Here is a 24,488-nt window from a genome sequence, read left to right as displayed (position 1 = left end):
CAAAATGCGAAGGCTAAATACAAATACCCAAAGTTGCAAGCTCCCAAAAAAATACAACCGCAATGGACACATGCAACCCGCCTGTCATGCATTTTGACATCGCGTCGACATAATCCGTTGGTAGTGGTTTATACGGAAACGCAGCACGCAAAACGTTAAATACGAACAGGCGAGGACCCTACGCATGTGGCAGGAAGACCGTCATCAACGAATACGCGCGCTGCTCTCGACACTCAAACGCGTGTCCACCGAGCGCATCATGGCGGACCTGGGCGTATCGCGCGAAACCGTGCGGCGCGACCTGCTGGATCTCGAAGCGCTCGGCGAGTTGCGCCGCGTGCATGGCGGCGCGATCAAGCCCGCGGACGAAGCGCCCATCTCCGAACGCGCGCAGACGCACGTAAAGTCGAAGAAAGCCATCGCGAAGGCCGCGACGGGCGTGGTCGCCAGCGGGCAAACGCTTTTCATCGATGCTGGCACGACCACGGCGGCACTCGCCGACGAACTCGCGAAGCTCGCGAACCTGACCATCATTACCAACTCGATCGATGTCGCGATGAAGATGCGTGGCGCGCCGGACAAACGCGACGACTCCACAGCAAACGAAGTGATTCTGCTGGGCGGCTCGATCAGCGACCGCGCGTTGTCCACCACCGGCGAGACGACGATTCTCGATATCCAGCGCTATCGCGCGGATATCGCGCTGCTCTCGCCCGTCGGCGTCGATCCGAAGCATGGCGCCAGCAACTACGACCGCGCGGAAACAGAAGTCGCGCGCGCGATGGTTGCCAACGCGGACAGCGTCGTGATACTCGCGGACTACAGCAAGATCGGCCAGCGCAGCCGCATCGCCTACTGCCTGCCCGAAAAGATCGATTTGCTGATCACCAACCGCAAGGCAACGGAAGTCGCGGCGTTCGCGCAACTCAAGCGCAAAGTGGGCAAGGTGATACTCGCCTGATGTCGCGTGTGCGGCGCGTCACATTTGCTGCGTCACGCTCACGGCGGGCACCTCTTCATGCATGCGCTTGCGCAAGCGCGTGTCGTGCAGCGCACCTGCCGCGTCGAGCACCGGGTAAGCCGTCGAACAGAACAGCGAATTGAGCCGCTTCATGTCGCTGATCACGTCGAGATGCAGCGCGCTTGTTTCGACGCTGCGCAACGTCTGTCCCGCGAGCCGGTCCAGATGCTTGTACGAATACGCGCGCTCCAGATCGCGAAAGCGCTCTTTCTCGGCGAGCAGCAACTCCGCGCAGCGCAGGTCGTTGTTCAGGAACACCGACATGCCCAGTTGCAGGTTGCCGACCAGCCGCGTATGCAAGTCGTCGAGTTCGCTCAAGCCCTCTTCCGAAAACGCCAGGCGGTGCGCAATCTTCTTCTCCTCGATGTCGGTAACGATGCGCTCGATGATGTCGCCCGCGTGTTCGAGGTTGATCGTCAGCGCGATGATGTCGGTCCAGCGCCGGCTGTCGGCATCGTCGAGCTGCTCGCGTGAAATGCGCGCGAGATAGGCTTTGACTTCGGCATAGAGATGATCGACGTCGTCGTCCATGCGGATCGTATCGCGTGCCTTGGCCAGATCGTTGTGGTGGATCAGATGCGAGACGTTGTCGAGCATCGCCCGCACGATATCGCCGATGCGCAGCACCTCGCGCGCGGCATTCGACAGCGCGAGCGCGGGGGTCGAAAGTGACGCGGCGTCGAGATGCATCGGACGAAGCTGGCCGTTCGGGTCCGGCCGCTCGGGCAGCAGGCGGCGGCATGCGCGCGCGACGGCATCGATCAGCGGCATGCACGCGCAGCAGCGCAATGTGTTGTAGATCACATGGAAGCCCACGACGGATTCGCGGGGATTGTTGATCAGGACAGGCAAGCCACGCGCGAGCAGCGATGTGAACGGCAGGATCAACAGCGCGCCCGCGAGCTTGAACGCGAGGCTGCCGAGCGCAAGCCGGCGCGCCGCCGTGTTCTGCGCGACCGTGCCCGCCAGCGCGAGCAGTCCACTGCCGAGATTCGCGCCGATCACCAGACACAGCGCGACCTTCAACGAGATCACACCCGACGACGCGAGCGTCGCCGTCAGCAGCACGGCCGCGAGACTCGAATAGGAAATGATGGCAAAGGTCGCGCCGACCAGCGCGTCGAGCATCGTATCGCCCGTCAGCGCGCCGAACATGACGCGCACGCCGGCGCCGTGCATCATCGGCTGCGCGGTTTCGACGATCAGGTGCAGCGCCAGCAGAATCAGCCCCAGCCCGATCAATGTGCGACCGACCTGTCCGAGGCGGTTCTGCTTGCGAGAGAGAAAGAGCGGCACGCCGAAGACGATCAGAAACGGCGAGAGCCACGACAGATCGAGCGTGAGAATGCGCGCCATTAGCGCCGTGCCGACATCCGCGCCGAGCATGATGGCGAGGCCGCTGGCGAGCGGCAGCATGCCTTGGGCCGCAAACGACGTGACGATCATTGCGGTGGCATTGCTGCTCTGCACGAGACTGGTGACGCCGACACCTGCGGCGAAAGCCTTCGCGCGGCTATTGGTGCTGCGCGCCAGCACGCGGCGCAGATCGGCGCCCCACACGCGCAGAATGCCGGTGCGCACGATATGCGTGCCCCACACCAGCAATGCCACACCCGACAGCAAGTTCAACAGGATCAACATAGGCACGACGCTTCAGGACTTCCGCGATCGCCCGGAATGCCTGCGCCGTTACTGCTGGACGCATGCGTCCGGATCTCATGTTGGCTAGTGTTGCATAGTTTTGCGTTGTTGTAATTTTGTGCGTTTTGTTTTTTTGTGGCCTTTGCAACAAAAGGGGGGGCTGCGGGTGCTGGGGGGTTTTGGTGTTTTAGCTTTTGTGCTGGCATCCGCGTGGTGTCTTTGGTCCGCTAGCGTTGCCCCTGTGCGGGGCGGCACCTACTTTTCTTTGCCGCCGCAAAGAAAAGTAGGCAAAAGAAAGCGGCTCACACCGCCAGCACGTGTTTCTATCCACGGGCCCCCAACGTCCCCACCCTTCACACGGCGGCGCCCTGGTTAGTGCTCGTTACCAACGCTTTGAATGTGCACCTCATCCGCTTCAAATATCCATACTCCCACACGCGGCAGCGAATGGTCTATGCCGCCCAGGTGGCAAACTGTGTGCAGGTTGTCGCGACGTATAACCTGGCGCTTCTACAGGGTGGGGCGCTTGCGCTATCGGTCCGGAGTGAGAGGTGTGAGGTACTGCGGCCTACACACAGTTTGCCACCTGGGCGGCGGCGGACTGTCTGGCACGGCGTGCTGTAGTGCGGGAGCGTGAAGCGGGTGAGGCGCACTGCAAGGGCGCTGGCAACGGACGTCGGTCAGGTGGTTGCCGTGTGAAGCGTAAGACCGGTTGGGGGCCCTCAGGCAAACACACGGGCTGGCGGTGTGAGCCGCTTTCTTTTGCCTACTTTTCTTTGCGGCGGTGGCAAAGAAAAGTAGGTGCCGCCCCGCACAGGGGCAACGCGTGAAGCACGCTAACAATTCGCGGATGCCAGCGCAAACACAAGCAAACCACCCAACGTCGCAGACAAAAAAAAGCCCGCTTGCGCGGGCATTTCCAGGTCAGACGGCATCTGCCGAAAGACAAAAGACAAAAGACAAACCCAACCCTCACACTACGCCGGCATCATGCGCCTGCACATCCGCGTGATAACTCGACCGCACCATCGCGCCGACAGCCGCATGCGTGAACCCCATCTTGTACGCTTCTTCCTCGTACATCTTGAACGTGTCCGGGTGCACATACGCACGCACGGGCAGATGGTGCTCCGAAGGCTGCAGGTACTGCCCAATCGTCAGCATATCGACGTTGTGCTCGCGCAGATCGCGCATCACCTGGAGAATCTCTTCTTCCGTTTCGCCCAGTCCGACCATCAGACCAGACTTCGTCGCGACATCCGGATGCAGCGCCTTGAAATCCTTCAGCAGCTTCAGCGAATGTGCATAGTCCGAACCCGGGCGCGCTTCCTTGTACAGACGCGGCACCGTTTCGAGGTTGTGGTTCATCACATCGGGCGGAGCCGCATTCAGAATGCCGATCGCACGATCAAGACGGCCACGGAAGTCCGGCGTCAGGATTTCGATGCGCGTTTCCGGCGACAGCTCGCGCGTCTTCGCGATGCACTCGACAAAGTGCGCCGCGCCACCATCGCGCAGATCGTCGCGGTCGACGCTCGTAATCACGACGTACTTCAGCTTCAGCGCGGCGATCGTGCGCGCAAGGTTCAGCGGCTCTTCCGGATCGAGCGGGTCGGGCCGGCCGTGGCCGACGTCGCAGAACGGGCAACGGCGTGTGCACTTGTCGCCCATGATCATGAACGTCGCGGTGCCCTTGCCGAAGCATTCGCCGATGTTCGGGCAGCTCGCTTCCTCGCATACCGTATGCAAATTGTGCTCGCGCAGAATCTGCTTGATCTCGTAGAAACGCGAACTGCCCGTCGCCGCCTTCACGCGAATCCAGTCGGGCTTCTTCAGTTTTTCGATCGGAACGATCTTGATCGGAATGCGCGCGGTCTTGGCTTGCGCCTTCTGCTTGGCGGTCGCGTCGTACGGCGCCGGAGCGGCGGCGTTGACAGGACTCGAGGCTGCGGGATTCGCGGTAACGTCAGTCATTCGTTCGTTCCAGTCAGGCGGTGATGGCACCGGCCTGCGGTAGGCCGACGGCTGCGGGGATGCCGTCGATGTTGGCGATGAGGCTTGCTGCAAGGGTTCGGGCTACGTCGTCCCAGCCGGCCGCGACGCCGAGCGTCGCCATATCGACTGTTTCGAGCCCCGCGTAACCGCACGGGTTGATGGCGAGAAACGGCTGCAGGTCCATTTTCACGTTCAGGCTGACGCCGTGATAACTGCACCCGCTACGGATTTTCAGGCCCAGCGCGGCGATCTTCGCGCCGGCGTGCAATCCGGCGTTCGGCTGCTCAGGCGCGACATAGATGCCCGGCGCGCCCGCCTTGCGTTCACCGGCGAGATTATACGCCGCGAGTGTGTCGATCACGGCCTGCTCGATCCGCGTCACCAGCTCGCGCACCATCAGCTTGCGCCGTCGCAGGTCGAGCAACAGATAGGCGACCACCTGACCGGGACCGTGATACGTGATCTGGCCCCCACGATCGACCTTGACGAGGGGAATGCCGCTGTCGGCGGCGAGCAGATGCGCGGGGTCGCCCGCCTGGCCAAGCGTAAAAACGGGAGGATGTTCGACGAGCCAGATTTCGTCAGACGTTTCCGGTGTGCGCGAATCGGTGAACGCGCGCATCGCGTCGAAGCTTGACTGATAGTCTTCCGAGCCGCGCCAGCGCACGATCACCGGCTGTACAGCGTGGCTTTGCGCCGCGACGTCAGACGGCGCGGCGTCTGGCGGGATGGAAGTCGAAGACTCGGGGACGGGTGAAACCGACGTGGCACACATGATTCCGGCAGTTTACCGAAATCCTGCGCGCCTCGCCGGCCACGAGGGCAATAACTGGGATCAGACCGTGCGCCATCCCGAACGCAGCCACGCGCCAAGACGTTCGCTGACACGCGCCGCCCAGTTGAGCGCCTTTTGTTCCGGCCGCGTCGGCACATGGAACGCGACGCGCGCCTGCTCGCCGCGCTCGACGGACAGCCACAGCCGCTCGCCGCGCCGCAGACGCAGCGTCTTACCGGGTTCGAGCCAGTAATCTTCGACGTCGTCGCTGCGGGTCACCCACACCGCGCCGCCTGAAACAGCCAGGCGCGTGCTGCGCGTAATCTTCATCGGAACGGTTTCACCGGCTACGATTTCAAACGTGATGCTAGAGGAAATTTCTCGCATGATGGCCTCGCCAAAAATCGTTTCATGACTACAATCCTATACGGGACAAGGGTTTACGCCAAACGATCAATTTTCACCCTTATGTGAGAAAAATTGCGATGGACCTCCGCCAGCTGCCTGCACTGAACGCGATCAAGGCCTTTGAGGCCGCCGCCCGTCACGAGAGCTTTTCGCGTGCCGCCGACGAGCTGTACGTCACGCACGGCGCGGTCAGCCATCAGATTCGCGGCCTCGAAGAAGAGCTGGGTGTGAAGCTCTTCGCTCGCGATGGCAAGCGCGTGCGGCTCACCGATATCGGCCGCCGTTACGCCGTACAGGTGCGCTCGGCGCTGATCTCGCTGGCGGAAGCAACGCGCGAGATTCGCGCCGGCGACCGCGACCGGCGACTGGTCGTGTCGATGCTGTCGTCGTTTGCGGCGCGCTGGGTGACGCCGCGTATCGGACGGTTCATCGAGGCGAATCCGCAGTGGGATCTCGAACTGCTGTCGACCAACGCGCTCACCGATTTCGCCCGCGACGACGTCGATTGCGCGATCCGTTTCGGCTACGGCCCCTATCCGGGGCTGCACGCCGAACTGTTGCTCGAAGAGGTGTTCTTTCCGGCGTGCTCGCCGACCTTCAACGGCGGCAATCTGCCGAAAGTGCCCACCGATCTCGCCAACGTACCGCTGCTGCGCTCCGACGACGAGCTATGGCGCCCGTGGTTCGACGCGGCCGGCCTCACGGACTGGCCGGAGCCGAAGCGCGGCGTGCTGTATCAGGATTCGTCGAATCTGCTGCAAGCGGCCAGCGACGGCCAGGGCGTGGCGCTGACGCGCCGTTCGCTCGCGATGCACGAGGTCGCGGCGGGCCGGCTCGTGCGGTTGTTCGATATCGACGGACCGAGCCCGTGGCAGTACTACTTCATCTGCACGCCGCAACTCATGCAGACAGCGCGCGTGAAGGCGTTCCGCGACTGGGTGTTCGACGAAGTCGGGCGGTTCAAGCAGCTATTCGAAAGCGCATGTAGCGAGAGCGCGAAGCGCTCGACGCCTCCAGGCCCCGGCGATGCAGAAGGCGCACTAGCACGTACAGCTTCAATTGCGCCGCCTTGACGCAATTTGACAACTCCCTCCGGCTGGCAACGATAGGATTGCCGGCCGATGTTCCGCGGACCGACGGAATGAAGGGAGACAACAACGATGCCCGTCTATTGCACTTTCACGCTCGACAATCGCGAAACGTCAATGCCGGACTGTTTGGGCTTCGGCGCGGTCCCGGCATATTCAGGCCACGGCAAGGGCCGCGACAATCCGAACGATGTTGCCGACTTTGGAGTCGGCCCGATCCCACCCGGGACTTACTACATCATTGACAGACAATCGGGGGGCGACTCGGATGGTTTGCGACACGTTCGGGCCCTGGTTTGGTACAACCGACCGTCACGCGTGGTTCATGCTGTGGAACGCCAATGGCGGCGACATAACCAACATCAACGGTATAAAGCGCGGCCACTTCCGCCTGCATCCTGACGGACCGATGCACGAGAGCGACGGATGCATCACCGTGCTGCATCGTGCCGACTTCGACCGGCTCCAACGCTACATCAGGGCATATGAGCCCGACATGCCCGTGCCTGGCATTCGTATGAAAGCGTACGGCAGGGTGGAGGTTAGATGAAACGCGCCGCGTTCATTGGCTGGAGCGCAGCGTCGGTCGCCGTGTGGCTCGTTGTCGCCTTCGCGATAACCCGCTTCACCTACGCACACACGTATTTCGAAATACCGATGTGGTTTCGCGAGGCCATTACCTCGCTTTGGCTTCGGTTCGAGCCGGACTACAACCCGGATGCGCTCGACATGGAAAATGCCGCCGCACTCGTCCTGTTCATCGCGGCGCATCTGGTTTCTGCGCTCGTCGTCATGCCACTCGGCATGTTCGGGTGGCGGCGGATACGTAGATCGTTTCGCTAGCGCGCCACCGCCCGCCCACCGTCACACCCGTTACAGCACGACCTTGACCATCGGATGCCCGGTCAGCGCCCGGTAGATATCATCCAGATGCTCGCGATTCAGCGCGCGCACCGTCACCGTCAGGCCGGTGTAGTTGCCGCCGCTCGACGGCCGCACTTCGATACGTTCCGCGTCAAACCCGCCGTCGAACTGGCGAATCACCTCGACGATCGTGGTCTGGAACTCGGGGTGCGACTTGCCCATCACCTTGATGGGGAAGTCACACGGAAAATCTATCAACGATTCTTTCTCGGCATTCATGCTCGACTCCTTTACTCACCGCACGCAATCAACCTATATGACTGCGCGCGGCGAAAAAGCAAGCCGCAGGTTTTCTACCTGTTACCGGCTTACTTCTTCTTGTTGAACATCAGCATCATCGAATCCCACACGCGGCCGACGATGCCCGCCTGCGGCACCGCCTGCAGCGCGACGAGCGGCACCTGCGCGAGCGTCTTGCCGTCGGCGACGAACTTCACCGTGCCGACCTGCTGACCTTCGGTGAGCGGCGCGATCAGCGGATCGGCGTGCTCGACCTGCGGCTTGACCTTGTCGGCCATGCCCTTCGGCAGCGTGATGTACTGGTCCGTCTTCACGCCGAGCTTCACGGTATCTTGCGAGCCCTTGTAGACGCGCGGCGTCTCGACCACCTGATTGGCCTTGTACAGGCGCACCGCGTCGTACGCGGAATAGCCGTAGTTCAGCATCTTCAGGCTGTCCTGCACGCGGTCGTGCTCTTTCTGTTCGCCCATCATCACCGTCACCAGACGGCGCGATGCATCAGGCACGCCCGGCAGCGGACGCTTCGCGCTCGCGATCAGGCAGTAGCCCGCCGCTTGCGTGTGGCCCGTCTTCAGGCCGTCGACGGTCGGGTCGATCCACAGCAGACGGTTGCGGTTCGGCTGCTTGATCTTGTTATACGTGAATTCCTTGACCGAGAAGATGTTGTAGTAGTCAGGGTAGTCGCGGATCAGGCGCGCCGACAGGATGGCGAGGTCGCCCGCCGTCGTGTAGTGCTGCGCATCGGGCATGCCATTCACATCGGCGAAGTGCGTGTTCTTCATGCCGAGCTTTTGCGCTTCCGCGTTCATCATGTTGACGAACTGCGCCTCGCTGCCGCCGACCAGCTCAGCCAGCGCGATCGCGGCGTCGTTGCCCGACTGGATGATCATCCCGTAGACGAGATCGTGGACCGTGACGGGCTTGTTCGCTTCGATGAACATGCGCGATTCGTCGTTCTTCACGCGGCGCACGGCCTCGCTCGGATTGATCGACTGGTCCATCGTGATCTTCTTCGTCTGCAGCGCCTCGAACGTGAGGTAAGCCGTCATCAGCTTGGTCAGCGACGCCGGCTCGACACGTTCATCCGGATTGCCCGATGCGAGCACCTGGTTGCTGGTTGCATCGACGAGCACCCACGAGCGCGCGTTCACGCCCGGCGGCGGCACCTGCGCGAACGCCGTGCCGGCGACGAGCGCGGCGGGCAGCGCGAGACCCAGCGCGAGCTTGCTGGCGACGGATTGCGGAACGAAAGAAGCAAGGCTGGAAAGGCTGAAAGAGCCGGGATTCGAAAAGCGCATAGGATCGATTCGGGCAGAAATGGGCTGATGCGCAGGATGCGCAGTTCGGATGTTTCGCGTGATGCCGGACTGGCAGTCGCCGCCGCGCGCGAGTGTCACAAGCGCGGCACGGCGTGGTTTTGACTGCTCGTCAGACTGTCTGTCACGCGGTCGGTTCGCGCAGCGCGCCTCGCATCTCGCGCCGAATCCGCTGCCATGAACTCACGAGCGAGGCGATTCGATCCACCAGACGGGCAATGCTGCGCCCAAAAAAGAGCGCTCATTATACGCGCCGCCGCCTGACAATTTGCCGTACGTCATGGAGTTTTCCCGCATTTTTCGCGGGTTTTTACCACATCAGCAACACGCGGTCACTGATGTTTTTTGCGATGCGCGGGCATCGTGAAATCAGCGCCACGCGTCGACGATGATGCGCTTGAGGATATGCAGCTTGCGATGCAGGAAATGCTCGGCGCCCGGAATCACCACGACGGGCAGTTCCTGCGGCTGCGCCCAGTCGAAAACCGACTGGATCGGCACGGTATCGTCGGTTTCGCCGTGGATCACGAGCGTGTTTTCCGGCACGGGCGCGACCTCCCAGCGGCTCGCCGCCGTACCGACGAACACCATCCGCTCGATCGCCTGCCCTTCTTCACGCAGCCGCGCGGCGACATGCGACAGCACGAACGTGCCGAACGAAAAGCCCGCGAGGACCAGCGGCAGATCGGCGTGGCCGGGCTGCGCGCGCATGTGATCGAGCACCGCGCGCAGGTCGTCGCGTTCGCCGACGCCGTTGTCGTGCGTGCCTTGCGTTTCGCCAACGCCGCGAAAATTCGAGCGATACGTGATGTAGTTCAGCTGCACCAGCGTGCGCGCGAGCGTCTGCGCAACCTTGTTGTCCATCGTGCCGCCAAACAGCGGATGCGGGTGTGCAACGAGCGCGAGACCGCGCGGCGCAGCGCCGCCGTCGCGGCTGGCGTCGGGGGCATCGACGGCGACTTCGATCTTGCCCACCGGGCCGTCGATCAGATATTTCTTCGTGTGTACGTTCATCTTGTGTGGACGAGTGACGCGGTTGAAACGCTACGGATCAGCGGTCGATCAGAAGGCGCTCGACGATCTTGCCGTTCGCGAGATGCGAATCGACGATCTCATCGATATCGCTCTTGTCGACATACGTGTACCAGACGCCTTCCGGATACACGACGACAGTCGGTCCTTCCTCGCAGCGGTCCAGACACCCCGACTTGTTGATGCGCACCTGGCCCGGACCGGCGAGGCCGAGCTGTTTCACGCGTTTCTTCGCGTATTCCTGCATTTCCTGCGCGCCGCAATTCGCGCAGCTCGGACGCGTTGCGCCCGGTTCGCGCTGATTCAGACAGAAAAAGACGTGATACTTGAAGAAGGAATCCATGGTGGCCGACGTATGAGGTGCGTGGACGAAGCCCTTCGCATGCATCGCGCGGCTCGCCGTAAGCGGGGATAAGAGGTTCCGTCGATTATAACGACGGGGCTCGAACATCGCAGATCGCTGCTGGCGTCGTGCTATCGGCATCGACCCGGCATGCATGCCGATCACGCACGCGACCCGCGCCGCTTCGACAGCAATGCGCGTTCCGCCGACAACCCGACCCACACGAGCGCCGCATACGGCCACATCCACGCGAGCCAGCGCGCAAGGCCGTTGAAATGCAGATAGCGGCCTTGCCGCCAGTCGGCGAGCACGACGTCGAAATACGGATTCACGGGCAGCAGATTGACGAACACCAGCGAAACCACCAGCGCGATCGCCGCGAGCGCGACGCGCGAACTGCGCGGCAGCTTCAATGTGAGCAGCATCGCGATGAAACCGCCAGCGAGACCGATCAGCGCGCCCGGCGTCGCCCAGTTGAACGCGAGGCCCGATTGCGATTGCAGAAACGTCGCACCCGCCTTGACGGCGAGCATCGCGACGACGAATGCGATCAGCAGACGCACGCGCGGCGCGCGCTCGCGCATCGGCAGCGACGCGAGCGCGCCTGCCGCCAGCAGATTGAGCGCGGTGATGATGGCTTCCCATGCATCGTCGGGCATCCATGCGGCGACGAGCGCGGGCCACGCCGGCACGTGCCACGCGGCGGGCGCCCAGGCAAGCAGCGCATCCTGCATCGTCGCATCCGAGCGCAGCCACAGTTCGCGCGGCCATGAGCCCAGGCCGAGCAGCAGCGGCGCCGGATACATCGTCGCGAACGGCCACAAGGCCGCCAGCCCGATTACGGCCGTGCTATCGCGCTCGAACCACAGGAAGCGCATCCGCCGCAGCATGCCGCGATCGAGCAGCGCGCCCGTCAACGGCGACATCAGCGTCGCGCCGAGCAGCGCGCCCAACGCGTTCGCGGCGAGATCGAGATTCGACGCGACGCGCGTCGGCAGATAGGTCTGCACGGCTTCCATCAAGCCCGACAGCAGCGTGCCGAGCCCGAACGCGAACGCCACGGCAATTGCGCCCCGCCAGCGCGGATAGACGGCGAGCACGACCAGCGCGCCGAACGGCATGTAGCCGAGCACGTTCGTGACGACATCGAAGGCCGTCAGGTACTGCGGGAAAGGATCGAACAGATAGTCGAGCGGGCCGATACCGAGCGAGCGCCAGCCATAGAACGGATACCACGACCCGTAGACGATCAGCGCCGCGTACAGCACCAGCGCCTGCCTCGCAAACGCCGACGGCCGCCGCTGCCACGGCTTGTCAGCCATCCGGCGCTCCCTGGACCGCGCGACAACGCGTCATTGCTGGGCGACGATCGCCTGCACCCCGAGCCAGGCGGAAATCTGCGCGACGAGATCGTCGGTGGCGGCGGCGAGCGCACGCGCGCCGCCTGCGGCATCGGCGGAACTGGCGGGCGCGCGGGCCATGAAGGTGCGCTGTCCGACCACCTTGCCGTCGACGAACAGCGTCGTGCGCGCGGTCACGGAGCCGTGGCTCTCGGACTGGCCGTCAAAGTCCTGCTCGAACTCGTCGAGGTCGACTTTGAGCACCGGCGCGCGCACGCCGTCGCCGCCCGTGAGCACCGTGCCGCGCGACGACAGCGCATTACGCAGGCGCTGCGTGACCAGTTGCGCGGGCGGCATCGTCCAGTGGCTGTTCGCGTACGAGGCTGTCTGCTGCGAGTCCGAATACGTCATGCGATAGATCAGCTTGTCGGAATCCAGCGTGCCCGGCGCCGTGACCTCGAGCACCTTGATGGCCGGCATCGTGCCCGTGCTGCCCGGCAGCGGGGCCGGGCCGAGGTCGTAGCGGATATCGGAGAGCGCGGCGGGATTGCCCGCGCAGCCGGCCAGCGCGCCGAGCGCGAGCAGCAGCGCAGCGAGCGCGGCGCGCGAGGTGAAGAGACGGTTGATCGAGCGTGACATGCTGTGTTTCCTTTGAAATTCATTTGGCCGTGTGGCCTGCGGGCCACACGAAGCCGGGCTCGCCAGGTCCGGGCGCGGCGCGCGGCGCGCCGAACAGCAGGCTGTTGGGCGCTTCGTCGAACGTGTTCGCGGCGCGGTCGACGGAGCGCACAGCCGAACGTACGTCTTCCGCCAGCGAATTCACGCGCGGCAGCGTGTCGTAGCCGACCCGCGCCGAGATGTCCTGCAGCGTCGCGTTCATCGCGGTCAGCGCGTCGCCCGCCTGCTGCGCGGCCGTGCCGACCTTGTTCAGCGTGCCTTCCAGCGGACCGTCCGGACGGTTGAGGCTCGTGATCATCCGGTTCGTCGACGCAAGCGTCTGATCCAGCTGATTGAGCGTGCCCGGCAGCTTGCCGACGGCGGGACCCATCTGCGCGGTGAGCGTGGTGACGCCATCCGCGGCGTGCTGCAGGCTCGCCGCCGTTGCCATCAGCTGGTCGCGCATTTCCGGCGACAGCAGCAAATCGACATCGCGCACGGTCTTTTCGATCTGCCGCAGCAGCACGTCGCCGCGCGCCTGCAACTGGTCGAACAGACCCGGACGCATCGGCAACTGGGCGACGTCCTTGGCCGACGACACGAGCGGCGCGAGATCCTTCCCCGAATCGTCGAGCTGGATGAACGCGAGGCCCGTGACGCCCTGCAGCCCGAGCGTGCCGAACGTCGAATGAGTGATCGGCGCGTTCTTGTCGACCAGAATGCGGATCAGGATCTGCCCCGGATGCGCGCGGTCGAACTTGATCGATTGCACCTTACCGACGTCGAGGCCGCGATATCGTACCGCAGCATCCGGGTACAAACCTGTGACATTGGTCCGCGCAATCAGATCGAAAGGTATGCGCACCGACCTGTCGACATTGAACAGGAACGCCGCCGCAGCGATCGCGACCACCATCACGACGGTGAAGAGCCCGGCCCAGAAGGCGTGTGATTTGTTTTCCATTGTCAGGTTCCTTCGGCGTTCATGGCGCGGTACGCAGCGGAATCGCTTCCGACGCGGGCTCCAGCGCTTCGGGCGGCAGCTTCGCGCGCCGCTCCGGCGACAATCCCTGCAACGCGAGCCGCCCGCGCAGTCCGAGAAAATACTCGCGGATGAACGGATGATCGAAGCCCGCCACCTGCTCGACGGGCGCCGCGACGATGACCTTGCGATCCGCGATCACCGCGACGCGCGTCGACAGCGCGACCATCGTGTCGAGATCGTGCGTCACCATCACCACGGTCAGGCCGAGCGCGCGATGCAACGCGCTGATCAGTTCGACGAACTCGTCGGAGGCCTGCGGATCGAGGCCGGCCGTCGGTTCGTCGAGGAACAGCAGTTCCGGCTCGAGCGCGATCGCGCGCGCGATACCCACGCGCTTGACCATCCCGCCCGACAGCGCCGCCGGCATCTTCGATGCGTGCTTGCACGGCAGGCCGACCATTTCGAGCTTCAGCATCACGATGTCGCGCAGCAGATCTTCGGGCACCTTGCCGAGTTCGCGCAGCGGCTGCGCGATGTTGTCGAACACCGACAGCGACGAAAACAGCGCACCCTGCTGGAACAGCATGCCCGAGCGCACGCGCATCAGCCGGGCTTCGTCCTTGTCGAGCTCCGACATGTCCTCGCCGAACACCTTGATGCTGCCCGACGTCGGCCTCTCCAGTCCGAGAATCTGGCGCATCAGCGTGGTCTTGCCCGACCCCGAGCCGCCGACGATCGACACGATCTCGCCGCGCCGCACGTCGAAATCCAGATGCTGGTGGACGATGTTGCGTCCATAGCGTTTGGTGAGATTGCGCACCTCGATCACGGTTTCGGCGATCTCCGGCAGCGGCTGATCCCGTACGGCGGTAGTGAGCGGCGCAATCATGAGAGCCCCACGTTCTGGAAGAGAATCGCGAACACAGCGTCGGCAAGGATGACGACCGTGATCGACGTGACGACCGAGGTCGTCGTGCCCTCGCCGAGGCTCTGCGAATTGGCCTTGATGCGAAAGCCGAAGTGACAGCCGACGATCGCGATCAGCATGCCGAACACCGTGCCCTTGCCCAGCCCGATCCACAGGTTGGCGACGGGCACGACAGTCGGCAAGGCACGCGCGAAGTACGACATGTCGATTTGCAACACGAGCTTCGCGGCGAGCGCACCGCCGAGCAGCGAGACGATGTTGGTCCACATCACGAGCAGCGGCATCGCAAGCGACAGCGCGATCACTCGCGGCAGGATCAGGCGCAGCCCGTGTGGAATGCCCATCACGCGCATCGCGTCGAGCTCTTCCGTCACACGCATCACGCCGATCTGTGCGGTGATCGCCGAACCGGAGCGCCCCGCGACGAGAATCGCCGACAACACGGGCCCGAGCTCACGCAGCACCGACATCCCGAGAATATTGACGATGAACTGGTTCGCGCCGAACAGCCTCAATTGCTGCGCGGACAGATAGCTCAGCACGATGCCGATCAGAAACGCGACGAGCGCCGTGATCGGCAGCGCCTGCGTGCCCGCGCTGTAGACGTTTGCCGAAATCTCCTTCCACGGGGCGAGCTTCGGATTACGCGCGATCGCCAGCAGATCGATGATCACGCGGCCGAACATCGCGATACCGCCATACAGATGCTCGAAGAGCGCGAAGATGCCGAGGCCGAGATTCGTGAACGGATCGAAGCGATGCACGGGTTCGGGGTTCTCGCGCGCGGTGTCGAGCAGCGCGATGCGGTCGAAGATGTCGCGCTGCGTATCGTTGAGCGCGACGAGATCGACGGGCAGCTTGTAACCCCACACGCGCCAAAGCGCCTGGCCGCCCACGTGATCCATCCGCTCGACCCGCGACAGATCCCATTGCGCGACGTGCGCGCGGCTGTCGATCAGTTCACGCAACCGCGGCAACGCCTTTCCGTGCAGCCGGTCGCGCGCGAGCGCGAGCGCCGTCCACTGCCCGGACAGGCGGACGATCTTGCCCTGGCTGCCTGCCGCCACTTCGAGGCCGGGAGGAGTGTCGTAGTTCAAGGATCGCTGGATGTGGTTATCGGATTAACGGGCATTGTAACGAAGCGTTCGAGATTGGGCCCTGGTGGGATGCCCGTCCACGCGGTGCTGTACACATTGCGTGTACAGGTGCGCACAAAGCGCGGCCAACGCATCTATCGATCACGATGACAGGCGCAGTGGCTAAAATACCCTTCATGAATACTCCACACTCCCCCAGCCCTTCGGGCGACTGGCGAATCGACCGGCAGCGCGCCGTGGCCCTGTTCGGCCCGGCGGCCAATGACTGGCCAATCGAAATCGTCGAAGAGACCGGCTCGACCAACGCCGACCTGATGGCCCGTGTGAAGGCGCTACCGCGCGAAGCCGGCGCGCTCGCGCGGCCAATCGTGCGCGTCGCCTATCTTCAGACGGCAGGACGCGGCCGGCGCGGCCGCCCCTGGTATGCGGAACCCGGCAATGCGCTGCTGTTCTCGGTTGCCTGCGTGCTGCCCAGGCCGCTCGAAGGACTCGCGGGACTGAGCCTCGCCGTCGGCGTCGCGCTGGTCGACGGTCTGCGTTCGCTGCCCGTGTCCGGTCCCGGCCAGATCGCGCTGAAATGGCCGAACGACGTGCTGCTCGAAGGCGACAAGCTCGCCGGCATCCTGATCGAAACGGCATGGAGCACGCCGGACGCGAGCGCTGTCGTGATCGGCATCGGCACCAACGTCAAGGGCGCCGAGGAACTCGCCGCGAAAGTGGGCGCGCTCAATGCCGACGTGCCCGCGCAGGCGCGCGGCGCAGCGCCGACGGCCCTGTCGCGCGCGCTGCCGAACGCGAATCTCACCGATACCCTAGCCGCCGAGCTGAACGCGCTCGAACCCGCGTTGCAGCGCTTCGGCGCGGAAGGCTTCGCGCCGTTCCGTCAACGCTGGAACGGCTGCCATGCGTATGCGGGACGCGACGTCGTGCTGTTCGAGCAAGGCGTCGAAATCGCGCGCGGCGTGGCAGCGGGCGTCGACGATCTCGGGCAGTTGCTGCTCGACACACCGACCGGCCAGCAAGCCATCGCGACGGGAGACGTGTCGCTGCGTCTCGCGGACGACGAAAGCGGCGCTGCATGAGCGCGCCGTATCTGCTGATCGATGCGGGAAATAGCCGCGTCAAATGGGCGCTGGTTCATGCGGATGGTACACAAACGCACTCAGGCACGTTTTCACACGGTGGCCAACTGGTGAAGGGCACTGGTGATCCATTGCAGTCTCGGCATGAGCCGGAGTGGTCGACGTTGCCCGCGCCCGGCTCGGCATGGTTATCGAATGTCGCTGGGGAAGCGGCGGCGCGCCGTATCGACGCGTTCATCGACCGGCGCTGGCCCGGCCTCGCGCGCACGACGATCCGCTCGGCCGCGCAGCAGTGCGGCGTCACGAATGCGTACACGACGCCGACGCAGCTTGGGAGCGACCGCTGGGCGGGCATGATCGGCGCACGCGCCACCTTCCCGGGCGAGCCGCTCCTGATCGCGACATTCGGCACGGCGACGACGCTCGAAGCATTGAATGCCGACGGCGTGTTCGTCGGCGGATTGATCGCACCGGGCTGGTCGCTGATGATGCGCTCGCTCGGCGAGCACACCGCGCAACTGCCGACGCTGGACGCCAATGCCGCGCGCGGCCTGCTCGACGGCGACTCCACCGGCACGAGCCAAAGCACGCCGCTCGCGCGCACAGCGTGGTTCGCGACGGATACACCGCGTTCGTTGTCGTCGGGATGCGCGCTGGCACAGATCGGGCTGATCGAGCGGATGTGGCGCGATCTGCAGGACGAATGGAAAGTGTCCGTGCGGCTCGTCGTGAGCGGCGGCGCCGCGGGCGAGCTGGTGCAGGCGCTCCGCGTGCCGTACACGCGACACGACTCGCTCGTGCTGGCGGGACTCGCGCTGATCGCCGCGCAATCGGCCAATCCGCCGACGGACGCTCACCCGGCCTGAACGCCGGGTCACTGAACAAGCAAGCTGGAGAATTTCAACGATGCTGCGCTGGCTACTCGCCCTGCTCTTTCTCGCCAACATCCTCGCGTTCGTCACGATGCGCGGGCTGTTCGGCCCGTCGCCGGCCGCCGGACCGCGCGAGCCGAATCACCTGAACCGGCAGGTCCGTCCGGAGCAACTGCGCGTGCAGCCGATGTCGTCGGCCGATGCAGCGGATCTGGCCGTGGTCGGCGGACCGGCGCCCGTTGCGCCGATCGCGGCTTCGGCACTGCCGCAGTAACGCTCGTTCTTTCCATGACACGGGCCACACGCCCGCGCCGCGTTGCGTTCAGCCTTGAGCGCGCACCCTCTTCAACAGCGCTGTCGTCGAGCGGTCGTGTTCGAACGGAATCGCCAGCGCCTTGCCGCCCCAGCCGCGCACGAGCGCGGATTCCGGCAACTTGTCCATGTCGTAGTCGCCGCCCTTCACGAGCACGTCCGGGCGCAGCGCATCGATCAGCGCAACGGGTGTCTGCTCCCCAAAGCACACCACCCAGTCGACACTCTCCAGCGCCGCCAGCAGCGCCATCCGGTCGGCTTCGTTGTTGATCGGCCGGTCGTCGCCCTTGCCGAGCATGCGCACCGACGCGTCGCTATTCACGCCGACGATCAGCGTCGCGCCGAGTGCCTTCGCGTCCGCGAGATACGTGACGTGCCCGCGATGCAGGATATCGAAGACACCGTTCGTGAACACCACGGGGCCGGTCAGCGACGGGCGAAGTTGAGCGAGGGCGTCGCGTGTCGTGAGCTTGCGTTCGAAGGTAGCGGCCATGAGAGCAATCGTTGAGCGGGTTTGAGAGGCGAGACGTGGGTTCGATGATAGACGACCCACGCTCGCGACAAGGCAAAAAGAAAACGGCCCGGCGGGTTCTCACCTGCCGGGCCGTTGATGTCTGTACGACGCGCCGGCCGGTTGAGCCGGCTGGCGTGCGGCCCTTATCAGGCCAGCTGCTGTTGCGCAGTCTGCTGGTCAGCCTGCAGACGCGTCACGACTTCCTTGCGGTAGCGGTTCAGTTCCTGAGCCGTCGTGAACGAGCGCTCGAACAGAATGGACAGGTTGTGCAGAATGCGCTCGACGACCTTCTTTTCCCAGCCGTCGTCGAAACGGATCTGCTCGTCGAGCCAGCGCTCGAGCCATTCGGGATCGGGCAGGCGCGATTGAATGGTATCGCGCGGGAACAGCGACTGGTTCACGTGCAGGTTGGTCGGGTGCAGCGGCTTTTCCGTGCGGCGCGCGGAGGCCATCAGCACACCGATCTTTGCAAACGCGGCGCGCGCACCGTCGCCGAAGTTCGTCAGCGCTTTCTTCATGTAGCGCAGGTAGGCGCCGCCATGACGCGCTTCGTCGCGCGAAATGGTTTCGTAGATGTGCTTGATGACGGGCTCGGTGTGCCATTCTGCCGCACGGCGATACCAGTGGTTCAGGCGGATTTCGCCGCAGAAGTGCAGCATCAGTGTCTCGAGCGGCGGCGCCGGATCGAATTCGAAGCGCACCGCGTGCAGCTCTTCTTCCGTCGGGCACATCTCCGGCTTGAAGCGGCGCAGATATTCCATCAGCACCAGCGAGTGCTTCTGCTCTTCGAAAAACCACACGCTCATGAATGCCGAGAAGTCGCTGTCATGGTGGTTATCGCGCAGGAACATTTCCGTGGCGGGCAGCGCCGACCATTCGGTAATCGCGTTCATCTTGATGGTCGCCGCCTGCTCGTCGGTGAGCAGCGACGCGTCGAATTTGTCCCAGGGAATGTCCTTCTCCATATCCCATCGAACGGACTCGAGCGATTTATAAAGTTCCGGATAAAGCATGGTGTTCATGATCCCACCCCTGTTCTGCGCAAGGCGACGTCTGTTATCTGTTGCTACATTTGCGGCCGACGAACGGGAACTTTCGGAAACTTTCTCCGTCGTCAGCGCAGCATTCAATTTTACGCGGTAATCGGTTGCCAAGATGCAAGTGTTTGGCAAAAGAACTACTGCGGCTCGTGATACGTACGCGATTTTCATGCCTCGCGTGCGCGGCCAACCGTGGGTGAGGGAAAACCTTTGCCTGGGGTCGTGCCAGCCTGCCGCCGAACGACGGCATTTGGGTCCGCAGCGGACGAACCGGCACGCATGGCACCGGATAAAACGGCGAATCTGGCGATCTTCGCACGCGTCCGCGGGCCAGAAAAAGCTTACACAATAATAGCATGCGGCCCCGACACGCCCCCTTTTCGGACGGTCGAAACCCGCTTTGGCATTGACGTAAAACAACGCGCGCGCTCGTTGACCGCACGGTGTCAAAGGAATGTGCTAGCGGAGAGATGAGCCGCCGCGGACCGGAAGCGCGCTGGCCGTTGCAGCCGCGCGCGCTTCTTTCAATGCCGGTCAGATATTCATTCGGACGTCGACGAGGTCTTCTTCGCGGACGATGCGCCCGTCCGTTTCGTGCTGGCCGGGCGCTTTGCGGCGGGAGGCGGCGAATCGTCGGGCTTCGCCTGCGCAGCACCTTCGTCGGGTTCGGGTGCGTCGTCGGGTTCGAGGTCGCTCGGTTCGATGCCCGCGCCCGCTTCCGACGCGCCCGTCGCCGTCGTGGCCGGCGGCTGCGCCATCGCGAACTGCGCGATCTGGTTGAACTGCGCCTGCAGCAGATTCCACCAGCCAGATGCATCGAACGCGGGCGACGCCGCCGACTCATCCGCTTCGCTCGCTTCCGGCGCGCGCGCCGCAGGCTGCGGCTCGCGCCTCGGCGGCGCTTCAGGCGCAGGCTGCGTCATCGATTGCTGCGCGAACGCGCCGAACGCGCGCAGCGTCGCCAGCGTCGCGCGCTGCACTTCGAGCGCCTGGATCGCCGACTGCAGCATGTTCAGATTCAGCTTGAGCCATTGCTCGACGGCGCGCATGTCGGTGATGCGCTTGTCGAGTTCCTCGACGTTCGTGAGCGGCGCCATCATGTCGGACATCATCGACAGCGATGGCACGAAACCCTGCGTCGAACCCGGAGTCGTTCCGGGAAATGCCGCGCCGAACGGCGTGAGGCGCATCATGCCCCACATGCGATCGAGCATTTCTGCGGGCGGAAAGCCTGGAAATCCGGGGAAAGGTGGCGTCGCGCCGGGGTTATCGGTCATTGCAGAGCTCCTGTGTTCGGTTCTAGGCCTGTGTCGCCTGTTGTCGTTCGCTTATTGTGGCTCGCTTATCGTCGTTCGATCAGGCGTTCGAAGCGACGTTCGGCACTTGCGGCTCGATCATACCGCGTGAATTTTTCGCAGTGAGCCGCGTTCGCGGATGCGGTCATCGTGCGCCTGTCGCCGTGACCGTTTTGCGTCTGGTCCCGCAAGGCGCGTTCCGCTAGAACGGTTCCTTGCCCGGGAAATCCGGCGCGCGCCGCTCGCGCAGCGACGCCACGCCTTCGCGCACGTCAGGGCCCGCGAAACCCATGAATTCGAGCGCAAGCGACGTATCAAAGGTCGGCCCCGCCGAGCGCAGCCAGTTGTTCAACGCATACTTGGTCCAGCGGATCGCCGTCTGCGAACCCTGCGCGAGCTTGCGCGCGACTTCGAAGGTTTTCGGCAGCAGATCGTTGTCGTCGACGGCCAGCGAGACCAGACCGATGCGCTCCGCCTCTTCGCCGCTCACCGGCTCGCACAACATCAGGTAGTACTTCGCCTTCGCCATCCCGCACAGCAGCGGCCACACGATCGCCGCGTGGTCGCCCGCCGCGACGCCCAGACGCGTATGACCGTCGATGATGCGCGCCGACTTCGTCGCAATCGAAATATCCGCGAGCAGTCCCGCGACGAGCCCCGCGCCCACAGCCGGGCCGTGCATCGCCGAGACGATCGGCTTGCTGCAGTTGATCACGTTGTAGACGAGATCGCGCGCCTCACGCCATACGCGCGTGCGCACGTCGAAGTCGTTCGCCATCTCTTCGACGAGGCCGAGATCGCCGCCCGCCGAAAAGCCCTTGCCCTCGCCGCGAATCACCACGACGCGCGTCTCCGGGTCGCGGTCGACATCGCGCCAGATGTCGGCCAGTTCGCGATGCATGTTGGCATCGGCGGTGGCGAGCGCGCTGCGGTTCGTGCCCTCGCCGCTCATCACGATTTCGAGGATGCCGTGCGCATGACGCCGCACGCGCAGCGACCTATAGTGCGCGTAAAACGCGGGTTCGACCGTTTGCAATTCCGATTCGTGAGACATGGCAGACATCCGTAAGAGCGACGCGTCGGCGTCGATACCCACATCATGCGCGTAACGCAGCCGACGCTGCGCCACGCTCACTACCGCCGCCTAACGCGGCTGATACACCCACTTGCCGTTGCTGATCTCGACCATCACCCGCGCGCGCTGATCGAGGCCGAGGTGATCGGTCGCGCTCATGTTGACGACGCCGTTGGTATCGGCGAGTCCCTTCGTTGCTTCGAGTGCGTCACGCAGCGCGCGGCGAAACTCGACCGTGCCGGGTGCCGCCGTTTTCAGCGCAACGGGAATCGCGTTGTTCAGCAGCATGCTTGCGTCCCACGCATACGAGCCGAATGCCGACACGCTGCCCGGTCCACGCAGTTTCTCGAAGCGCGCGATGTAATCGAGCGCGAGACGCTTCGAAGCATAGTCGGTGGGCAGTTGCGCGGCGACCAGCACCGGGCTCGCAGGCAGGAACGTGCCGTTGCAGTCGGTGCCGCACACGCGCAGGAAGTCGTTATTGCCCACACCATGGTTGTGATAGATCTTGCCCTTGTAGCCGCGCCCGACCAGCGTCTTCGGCGGCAACGCGGCAGGCGTGCCCGCTGCGCCCACGACGACGGCATCCGGATTCGCCGCCATGATCTTCAGGATCTGGCCCGTGACGCTCGGATCGGTGCGATTGAAACGCTCGTTGGCCACGACGTTGATCTTGTGAATCTGCGCGAACTTCGCGACTTCCGCGTAAAACGTTTCGCCGAGCGCATCCGCCTGGCCGATGTAGGCGATGGTCTTCACGCCGTGCTGGCTCGCGTGCTCGGTGATCGCGGAGGCCATCATCGCGTCCGTTTGCGGCGTCTTGAACATCCAGTGCCGTTTCGCATCGACGGGTTCGATGATCTTCGCCGACGACGCCAAAGAAATCGCCGGCGTTTCACCGTCGGCGACCACGTCGATCATCGCCAGCGAGTTCGGCGTGATCGACGAGCCGATGATTGCGTCGACGTGATTTTCGGAGATGAGTTTTTTGGTGTCCTGCACGGCTTGCGTCGTATCGGACGCATCGTCGAGCACGATGTATTCGACTTTCTGCCCGGCGATCTCTTTAGGGAAGAGCGTCGCCGTATCGCGCGCGGGAATGCCCAGCGATGCAGCCGGCCCCGTCAGCGACAGCACGAGGCCGATCTTCACCTGCGCGAGCGCGAGTCCGGGTAAAAAAGAAAGCGTGGCGGCGAGCGTCGTGCGTCGCCTGAAAGTGCGCTGAAGAGCGCCGTTGCGCAAAGCTGAAAATGCAAACGTCCCGTATCGCGGCATGCGTTGTCTCCTTTGGTTTTTGTGCGTTCTGCGATGGCGCGTATTGCATGTTGCTGTCCGGCATGTTGCTGTCCGCGCGCGTCGTCGTTCACGCGGTCCAGCGTGCGAGACCCAATGGCCTCGCGCGAGCGTCAGTGTAGCGGCGCACGCGGCGCTGTCGGCATCGGGCGAAACCCTTTCGGCTCGCCCGGCGCCTCACGTCGCTTGCACGATCAAAGGCCGCCTTCGAGCGGCGCGACGGCCTGATCGATCGAACCGAAGATCGACTTCCCCGCTTCGTCGAACATTTCGATCTTCACGGTATCGCCGAACTTCATGAACTCCGTCTGTGCGCTGCCGTTCTCGATCGTTTCGAGGCAGCGTTTCTCCGCGATACAGCAATAGCCGCGTTTCGCGTCCTTGTTCGACACCGTGCCCGAACCGACGATGGCACCCGCGCGCAGGTTGCGCGTCTTCGCGGCATGCGCGATCAGCTGGCCGAAGTGGAACACCATGTCGGTGCCTGCGTCCGGCTGGCCGACCTTCTTGCCGTTCCAATGCACGATCATCGGACGATGCACGCGGCCTTCGCGCCATGCGTCGCCGAGTTCGTCGAGCGTGACGGCAACGGGCGCGAACGACGTCGCCGGCTTGCTCTGAAAAAAGCCGAAGCCCTTCGCGAGTTCCGCGGGAATCAGGTTGCGCAGCGACACGTCGTTGACGAGCGTGACGAGCCGAATGCTCTTCAACGCCTGTTCGGGCTTCACGCCCATCGCCACATCGCCCGTGATGACGGCGACTTCCGCCTCGAAGTCGATGCCAAACGATTCGGACGCACACACGATATCGTCCTTCGGCCCGATGAAGTCGTCGCTGCCGCCCTGATACATCAACGGATCGGTCCAGAACTCGGGCGGCATTTCCGCGCCGCGCGCGCGGCGCACCAGTTCGACGTGGTTCACGTACGCCGAGCCGTCGGCCCACTGGAACGCGCGCGGCAGCGGCGCCATGCATTCCTTCGCATCGAATGAAAACGTGTTGCGCGCGCGGCCCTGATTCAGCTCGTCGTACAGATCGCGCAGTTGCGGCGCGTAAAAGATCCAGTCGTCGAGGACGCGCTGCATCGTCGGCGCAATGGCGTCGGCGACGGCGGCCGTATGCAGGTCACGGGAAACGACGATCAGTTGACCGTCGCGCGTGCCGTCCTTCAGCGAGGCAAGTTTCATGGCGGAAAAGGCATGTGGATGACGATAA

The 24,488-nt window shown here is 63.9% G+C and carries 25 protein-coding genes and 1 pseudogene; 7 read left to right on the top strand and 19 right to left on the bottom strand.

The features are described from left to right. Positions 1-184 precede the first annotated feature (184 nt). Positions 185-961 (top strand): DeoR/GlpR family DNA-binding transcription regulator, encoded by a 777-nt coding sequence (locus tag PPGU16_RS01385; RefSeq protein WP_180721384.1) that lies wholly within the window; start codon positions 185-187, stop codon positions 959-961. 18 nt (positions 962-979) lie between these two features. Here PPGU16_RS01385 and PPGU16_RS01380 read toward each other — a convergent pair whose 3' ends face one another. From PPGU16_RS01380 to PPGU16_RS01365, 4 genes are all read right to left on the bottom strand, one after another. Then, positions 980-2,662, bottom strand: coding sequence for a Na/Pi cotransporter family protein (locus PPGU16_RS01380; RefSeq protein ID WP_180721383.1), 1,683 nt, complete (start codon positions 2,660-2,662; stop codon positions 980-982). A 972-nt stretch (positions 2,663-3,634) separates the two neighbouring features. Next, complete coding sequence (lipA, locus tag PPGU16_RS01375) at positions 3,635-4,636, bottom strand: lipoyl synthase (RefSeq protein WP_180721382.1); 1,002 nt, start codon at positions 4,634-4,636, stop codon at positions 3,635-3,637. 13 nt (positions 4,637-4,649) lie between these two features. Then, positions 4,650-5,432, bottom strand: a complete 783-nt coding sequence (gene lipB / locus PPGU16_RS01370; RefSeq protein WP_180721381.1) for a lipoyl(octanoyl) transferase LipB — start codon at positions 5,430-5,432, stop codon at positions 4,650-4,652. A 60-nt stretch (positions 5,433-5,492) separates the two neighbouring features. Further along, positions 5,493-5,819, bottom strand: a complete 327-nt coding sequence (locus PPGU16_RS01365) for a DUF2917 domain-containing protein (RefSeq protein ID WP_180721380.1) — start codon at positions 5,817-5,819, stop codon at positions 5,493-5,495. A 98-nt stretch (positions 5,820-5,917) separates the two neighbouring features. Here PPGU16_RS01365 and PPGU16_RS01360 point away from each other — a divergent pair, with 98 nt between their 5' ends. From PPGU16_RS01360 to PPGU16_RS01350, 3 genes and pseudogenes are all read left to right on the top strand, one after another. Beyond that, positions 5,918-6,913 (top strand): transcriptional regulator GcvA, encoded by a 996-nt coding sequence (locus PPGU16_RS01360; RefSeq protein ID WP_243460563.1) that lies wholly within the window; start codon positions 5,918-5,920, stop codon positions 6,911-6,913. A gap of 87 nt (positions 6,914-7,000) precedes the next feature. Continuing rightward, positions 7,001-7,478: pseudogene (locus PPGU16_RS01355) on the top strand (DUF2778 domain-containing protein). Further along, positions 7,475-7,771 (top strand): hypothetical protein, encoded by a 297-nt coding sequence (locus tag PPGU16_RS01350; RefSeq protein WP_180721379.1) that lies wholly within the window; start codon positions 7,475-7,477, stop codon positions 7,769-7,771. The pseudogene PPGU16_RS01355 and the gene PPGU16_RS01350 overlap by 4 nt, the downstream one beginning before the upstream one ends. 30 nt (positions 7,772-7,801) lie before the next feature. Here PPGU16_RS01350 and PPGU16_RS01345 read toward each other — a convergent pair whose 3' ends face one another. The 9 genes from PPGU16_RS01345 to PPGU16_RS01305 all read right to left on the bottom strand — a co-directional run bounded on the left by PPGU16_RS01345 (position 7,802) and on the right by PPGU16_RS01305 (position 15,790). Beyond that, positions 7,802-8,071, bottom strand: coding sequence for a DUF493 family protein (locus PPGU16_RS01345; protein WP_180721378.1), 270 nt, complete (start codon positions 8,069-8,071; stop codon positions 7,802-7,804). A gap of 89 nt (positions 8,072-8,160) precedes the next feature. Beyond that, positions 8,161-9,390, bottom strand: coding sequence for a D-alanyl-D-alanine carboxypeptidase family protein (locus PPGU16_RS01340; protein WP_180721377.1), 1,230 nt, complete (start codon positions 9,388-9,390; stop codon positions 8,161-8,163). 387 nt (positions 9,391-9,777) lie between these two features. Next, positions 9,778-10,422, bottom strand: coding sequence for an alpha/beta hydrolase (locus PPGU16_RS01335; protein WP_180721376.1), 645 nt, complete (start codon positions 10,420-10,422; stop codon positions 9,778-9,780). Positions 10,423-10,459: 37 nt separating this feature from the next. Then, complete coding sequence (locus tag PPGU16_RS01330; RefSeq protein ID WP_054929591.1) at positions 10,460-10,783, bottom strand: (2Fe-2S) ferredoxin domain-containing protein; 324 nt, start codon at positions 10,781-10,783, stop codon at positions 10,460-10,462. A gap of 161 nt (positions 10,784-10,944) precedes the next feature. Next, positions 10,945-12,105: a VanZ family protein gene (locus PPGU16_RS01325; protein WP_180721375.1), complete on the bottom strand. Its 1,161-nt coding sequence runs from the start codon at positions 12,103-12,105 to the stop codon at positions 10,945-10,947. Between the two features lie 30 nt (positions 12,106-12,135). Beyond that, positions 12,136-12,762, bottom strand: a complete 627-nt coding sequence (locus PPGU16_RS01320; protein ID WP_180721374.1) for an ABC-type transport auxiliary lipoprotein family protein — start codon at positions 12,760-12,762, stop codon at positions 12,136-12,138. A 19-nt stretch (positions 12,763-12,781) separates the two neighbouring features. Next, the gene (locus tag PPGU16_RS01315; protein ID WP_180721373.1) at positions 12,782-13,744 is read right to left on the bottom strand and encodes an MlaD family protein; all 963 of its coding nucleotides are present in this window, start codon (positions 13,742-13,744) and stop codon (positions 12,782-12,784) included. Between the two features lie 19 nt (positions 13,745-13,763). Then, on the bottom strand, positions 13,764-14,654 hold the full coding sequence (locus PPGU16_RS01310; RefSeq protein WP_180721372.1) for an ABC transporter ATP-binding protein: 891 nt from the start codon (positions 14,652-14,654) through the stop codon (positions 13,764-13,766). Further along, positions 14,651-15,790: an MlaE family ABC transporter permease gene (locus PPGU16_RS01305; RefSeq protein ID WP_180721371.1), complete on the bottom strand. Its 1,140-nt coding sequence runs from the start codon at positions 15,788-15,790 to the stop codon at positions 14,651-14,653. Before PPGU16_RS01305 ends, PPGU16_RS01310 begins: the two co-directional genes overlap by 4 nt. A gap of 176 nt (positions 15,791-15,966) precedes the next feature. On the opposite strand from PPGU16_RS01305, the gene PPGU16_RS01300 reads away from it, so the two are divergent. Genes PPGU16_RS01300 through PPGU16_RS01290 form a run of 3 tightly spaced genes read left to right on the top strand, consistent with a single transcriptional unit; the run spans position 15,967 to position 18,018 of the window. Next, positions 15,967-16,872: a biotin--[acetyl-CoA-carboxylase] ligase gene (locus PPGU16_RS01300; RefSeq protein WP_180721370.1), complete on the top strand. Its 906-nt coding sequence runs from the start codon at positions 15,967-15,969 to the stop codon at positions 16,870-16,872. Further along, complete coding sequence (locus PPGU16_RS01295) at positions 16,869-17,738, top strand: type III pantothenate kinase (RefSeq protein WP_180721369.1); 870 nt, start codon at positions 16,869-16,871, stop codon at positions 17,736-17,738. The genes PPGU16_RS01300 and PPGU16_RS01295 overlap by 4 nt, the downstream gene beginning before the upstream one ends. 40 nt (positions 17,739-17,778) lie before the next feature. Beyond that, a complete protein-coding gene (locus tag PPGU16_RS01290; RefSeq protein ID WP_180721368.1) occupies positions 17,779-18,018 on the top strand; it encodes a hypothetical protein in 240 nt (79 codons plus the stop codon). A 48-nt stretch (positions 18,019-18,066) separates the two neighbouring features. Here PPGU16_RS01290 and rfaE2 read toward each other — a convergent pair whose 3' ends face one another. The 6 genes from rfaE2 to PPGU16_RS01260 all read right to left on the bottom strand — a co-directional run bounded on the left by rfaE2 (position 18,067) and on the right by PPGU16_RS01260 (position 24,460). Continuing rightward, complete coding sequence (gene rfaE2 / locus PPGU16_RS01285; RefSeq protein ID WP_180721367.1) at positions 18,067-18,549, bottom strand: D-glycero-beta-D-manno-heptose 1-phosphate adenylyltransferase; 483 nt, start codon at positions 18,547-18,549, stop codon at positions 18,067-18,069. Positions 18,550-18,716: 167 nt separating this feature from the next. Next, positions 18,717-19,592: a ferritin family protein gene (locus tag PPGU16_RS01280; protein WP_180721366.1), complete on the bottom strand. Its 876-nt coding sequence runs from the start codon at positions 19,590-19,592 to the stop codon at positions 18,717-18,719. 560 nt (positions 19,593-20,152) lie between these two features. Continuing rightward, the gene (locus tag PPGU16_RS01275; protein ID WP_180721365.1) at positions 20,153-20,887 is read right to left on the bottom strand and encodes a PhaM family polyhydroxyalkanoate granule multifunctional regulatory protein; all 735 of its coding nucleotides are present in this window, start codon (positions 20,885-20,887) and stop codon (positions 20,153-20,155) included. Between the two features lie 220 nt (positions 20,888-21,107). After that, positions 21,108-21,959, bottom strand: coding sequence for an enoyl-CoA hydratase/isomerase family protein (locus tag PPGU16_RS01270; protein ID WP_405031873.1), 852 nt, complete (start codon positions 21,957-21,959; stop codon positions 21,108-21,110). Between the two features lie 90 nt (positions 21,960-22,049). Then, positions 22,050-23,255, bottom strand: a complete 1,206-nt coding sequence (locus PPGU16_RS01265) for an ABC transporter substrate-binding protein (RefSeq protein ID WP_180721363.1) — start codon at positions 23,253-23,255, stop codon at positions 22,050-22,052. Between the two features lie 212 nt (positions 23,256-23,467). Then, the gene (locus PPGU16_RS01260; protein ID WP_180721362.1) at positions 23,468-24,460 is read right to left on the bottom strand and encodes a fumarylacetoacetate hydrolase family protein; all 993 of its coding nucleotides are present in this window, start codon (positions 24,458-24,460) and stop codon (positions 23,468-23,470) included. Between the last annotated feature and the right edge of the window lie 28 nt (positions 24,461-24,488).

This window comes from Paraburkholderia largidicola, assembly GCF_013426895.1.
GTDB lineage: Bacteria > Pseudomonadota > Gammaproteobacteria > Burkholderiales > Burkholderiaceae > Paraburkholderia > Paraburkholderia largidicola.
Note: the sequence above shows the minus strand (reverse complement) of the source record. Positions and strands in the feature narration are given on the sequence as shown.

Excerpts from the sequence above, each read along its gene's own strand:
- PPGU16_RS01385 (WP_180721384.1), top strand. The coding sequence starts at position 185 with ATGTGGCAGGAAGACCGTCATCAACGAATACGCGCGCTGCTCTCGACA.
- PPGU16_RS01380 (WP_180721383.1), bottom strand. The coding sequence starts at position 2,662 with ATGTTGATCCTGTTGAACTTGCTGTCGGGTGTGGCATTGCTGGTGTGG.
- lipA (WP_180721382.1), bottom strand. The coding sequence starts at position 4,636 with ATGACTGACGTTACCGCGAATCCCGCAGCCTCGAGTCCTGTCAACGCC.
- lipB (WP_180721381.1), bottom strand. The coding sequence starts at position 5,432 with ATGTGTGCCACGTCGGTTTCACCCGTCCCCGAGTCTTCGACTTCCATC.
- PPGU16_RS01365 (WP_180721380.1), bottom strand. The coding sequence starts at position 5,819 with ATGCGAGAAATTTCCTCTAGCATCACGTTTGAAATCGTAGCCGGTGAA.
- PPGU16_RS01360 (WP_243460563.1), top strand. The coding sequence starts at position 5,918 with ATGGACCTCCGCCAGCTGCCTGCACTGAACGCGATCAAGGCCTTTGAG.
- PPGU16_RS01350 (WP_180721379.1), top strand. The coding sequence starts at position 7,475 with ATGAAACGCGCCGCGTTCATTGGCTGGAGCGCAGCGTCGGTCGCCGTG.
- PPGU16_RS01345 (WP_180721378.1), bottom strand. The coding sequence starts at position 8,071 with ATGAATGCCGAGAAAGAATCGTTGATAGATTTTCCGTGTGACTTCCCC.
- PPGU16_RS01340 (WP_180721377.1), bottom strand. The coding sequence starts at position 9,390 with ATGCGCTTTTCGAATCCCGGCTCTTTCAGCCTTTCCAGCCTTGCTTCT.
- PPGU16_RS01335 (WP_180721376.1), bottom strand. The coding sequence starts at position 10,422 with ATGAACGTACACACGAAGAAATATCTGATCGACGGCCCGGTGGGCAAG.
- PPGU16_RS01330 (WP_054929591.1), bottom strand. The coding sequence starts at position 10,783 with ATGGATTCCTTCTTCAAGTATCACGTCTTTTTCTGTCTGAATCAGCGC.
- PPGU16_RS01325 (WP_180721375.1), bottom strand. The coding sequence starts at position 12,105 with ATGGCTGACAAGCCGTGGCAGCGGCGGCCGTCGGCGTTTGCGAGGCAG.
- PPGU16_RS01320 (WP_180721374.1), bottom strand. The coding sequence starts at position 12,762 with ATGTCACGCTCGATCAACCGTCTCTTCACCTCGCGCGCCGCGCTCGCT.
- PPGU16_RS01315 (WP_180721373.1), bottom strand. The coding sequence starts at position 13,744 with ATGGAAAACAAATCACACGCCTTCTGGGCCGGGCTCTTCACCGTCGTG.
- PPGU16_RS01310 (WP_180721372.1), bottom strand. The coding sequence starts at position 14,654 with ATGATTGCGCCGCTCACTACCGCCGTACGGGATCAGCCGCTGCCGGAG.
- PPGU16_RS01300 (WP_180721370.1), top strand. The coding sequence starts at position 15,967 with ATGAATACTCCACACTCCCCCAGCCCTTCGGGCGACTGGCGAATCGAC.
- PPGU16_RS01295 (WP_180721369.1), top strand. The coding sequence starts at position 16,869 with ATGAGCGCGCCGTATCTGCTGATCGATGCGGGAAATAGCCGCGTCAAA.
- PPGU16_RS01290 (WP_180721368.1), top strand. The coding sequence starts at position 17,779 with ATGCTGCGCTGGCTACTCGCCCTGCTCTTTCTCGCCAACATCCTCGCG.
- rfaE2 (WP_180721367.1), bottom strand. The coding sequence starts at position 18,549 with ATGGCCGCTACCTTCGAACGCAAGCTCACGACACGCGACGCCCTCGCT.
- PPGU16_RS01280 (WP_180721366.1), bottom strand. The coding sequence starts at position 19,592 with ATGAACACCATGCTTTATCCGGAACTTTATAAATCGCTCGAGTCCGTT.
- PPGU16_RS01275 (WP_180721365.1), bottom strand. The coding sequence starts at position 20,887 with ATGACCGATAACCCCGGCGCGACGCCACCTTTCCCCGGATTTCCAGGC.
- PPGU16_RS01270 (WP_405031873.1), bottom strand. The coding sequence starts at position 21,959 with ATGTCTCACGAATCGGAATTGCAAACGGTCGAACCCGCGTTTTACGCG.
- PPGU16_RS01265 (WP_180721363.1), bottom strand. The coding sequence starts at position 23,255 with ATGCCGCGATACGGGACGTTTGCATTTTCAGCTTTGCGCAACGGCGCT.
- PPGU16_RS01260 (WP_180721362.1), bottom strand. The coding sequence starts at position 24,460 with ATGAAACTTGCCTCGCTGAAGGACGGCACGCGCGACGGTCAACTGATC.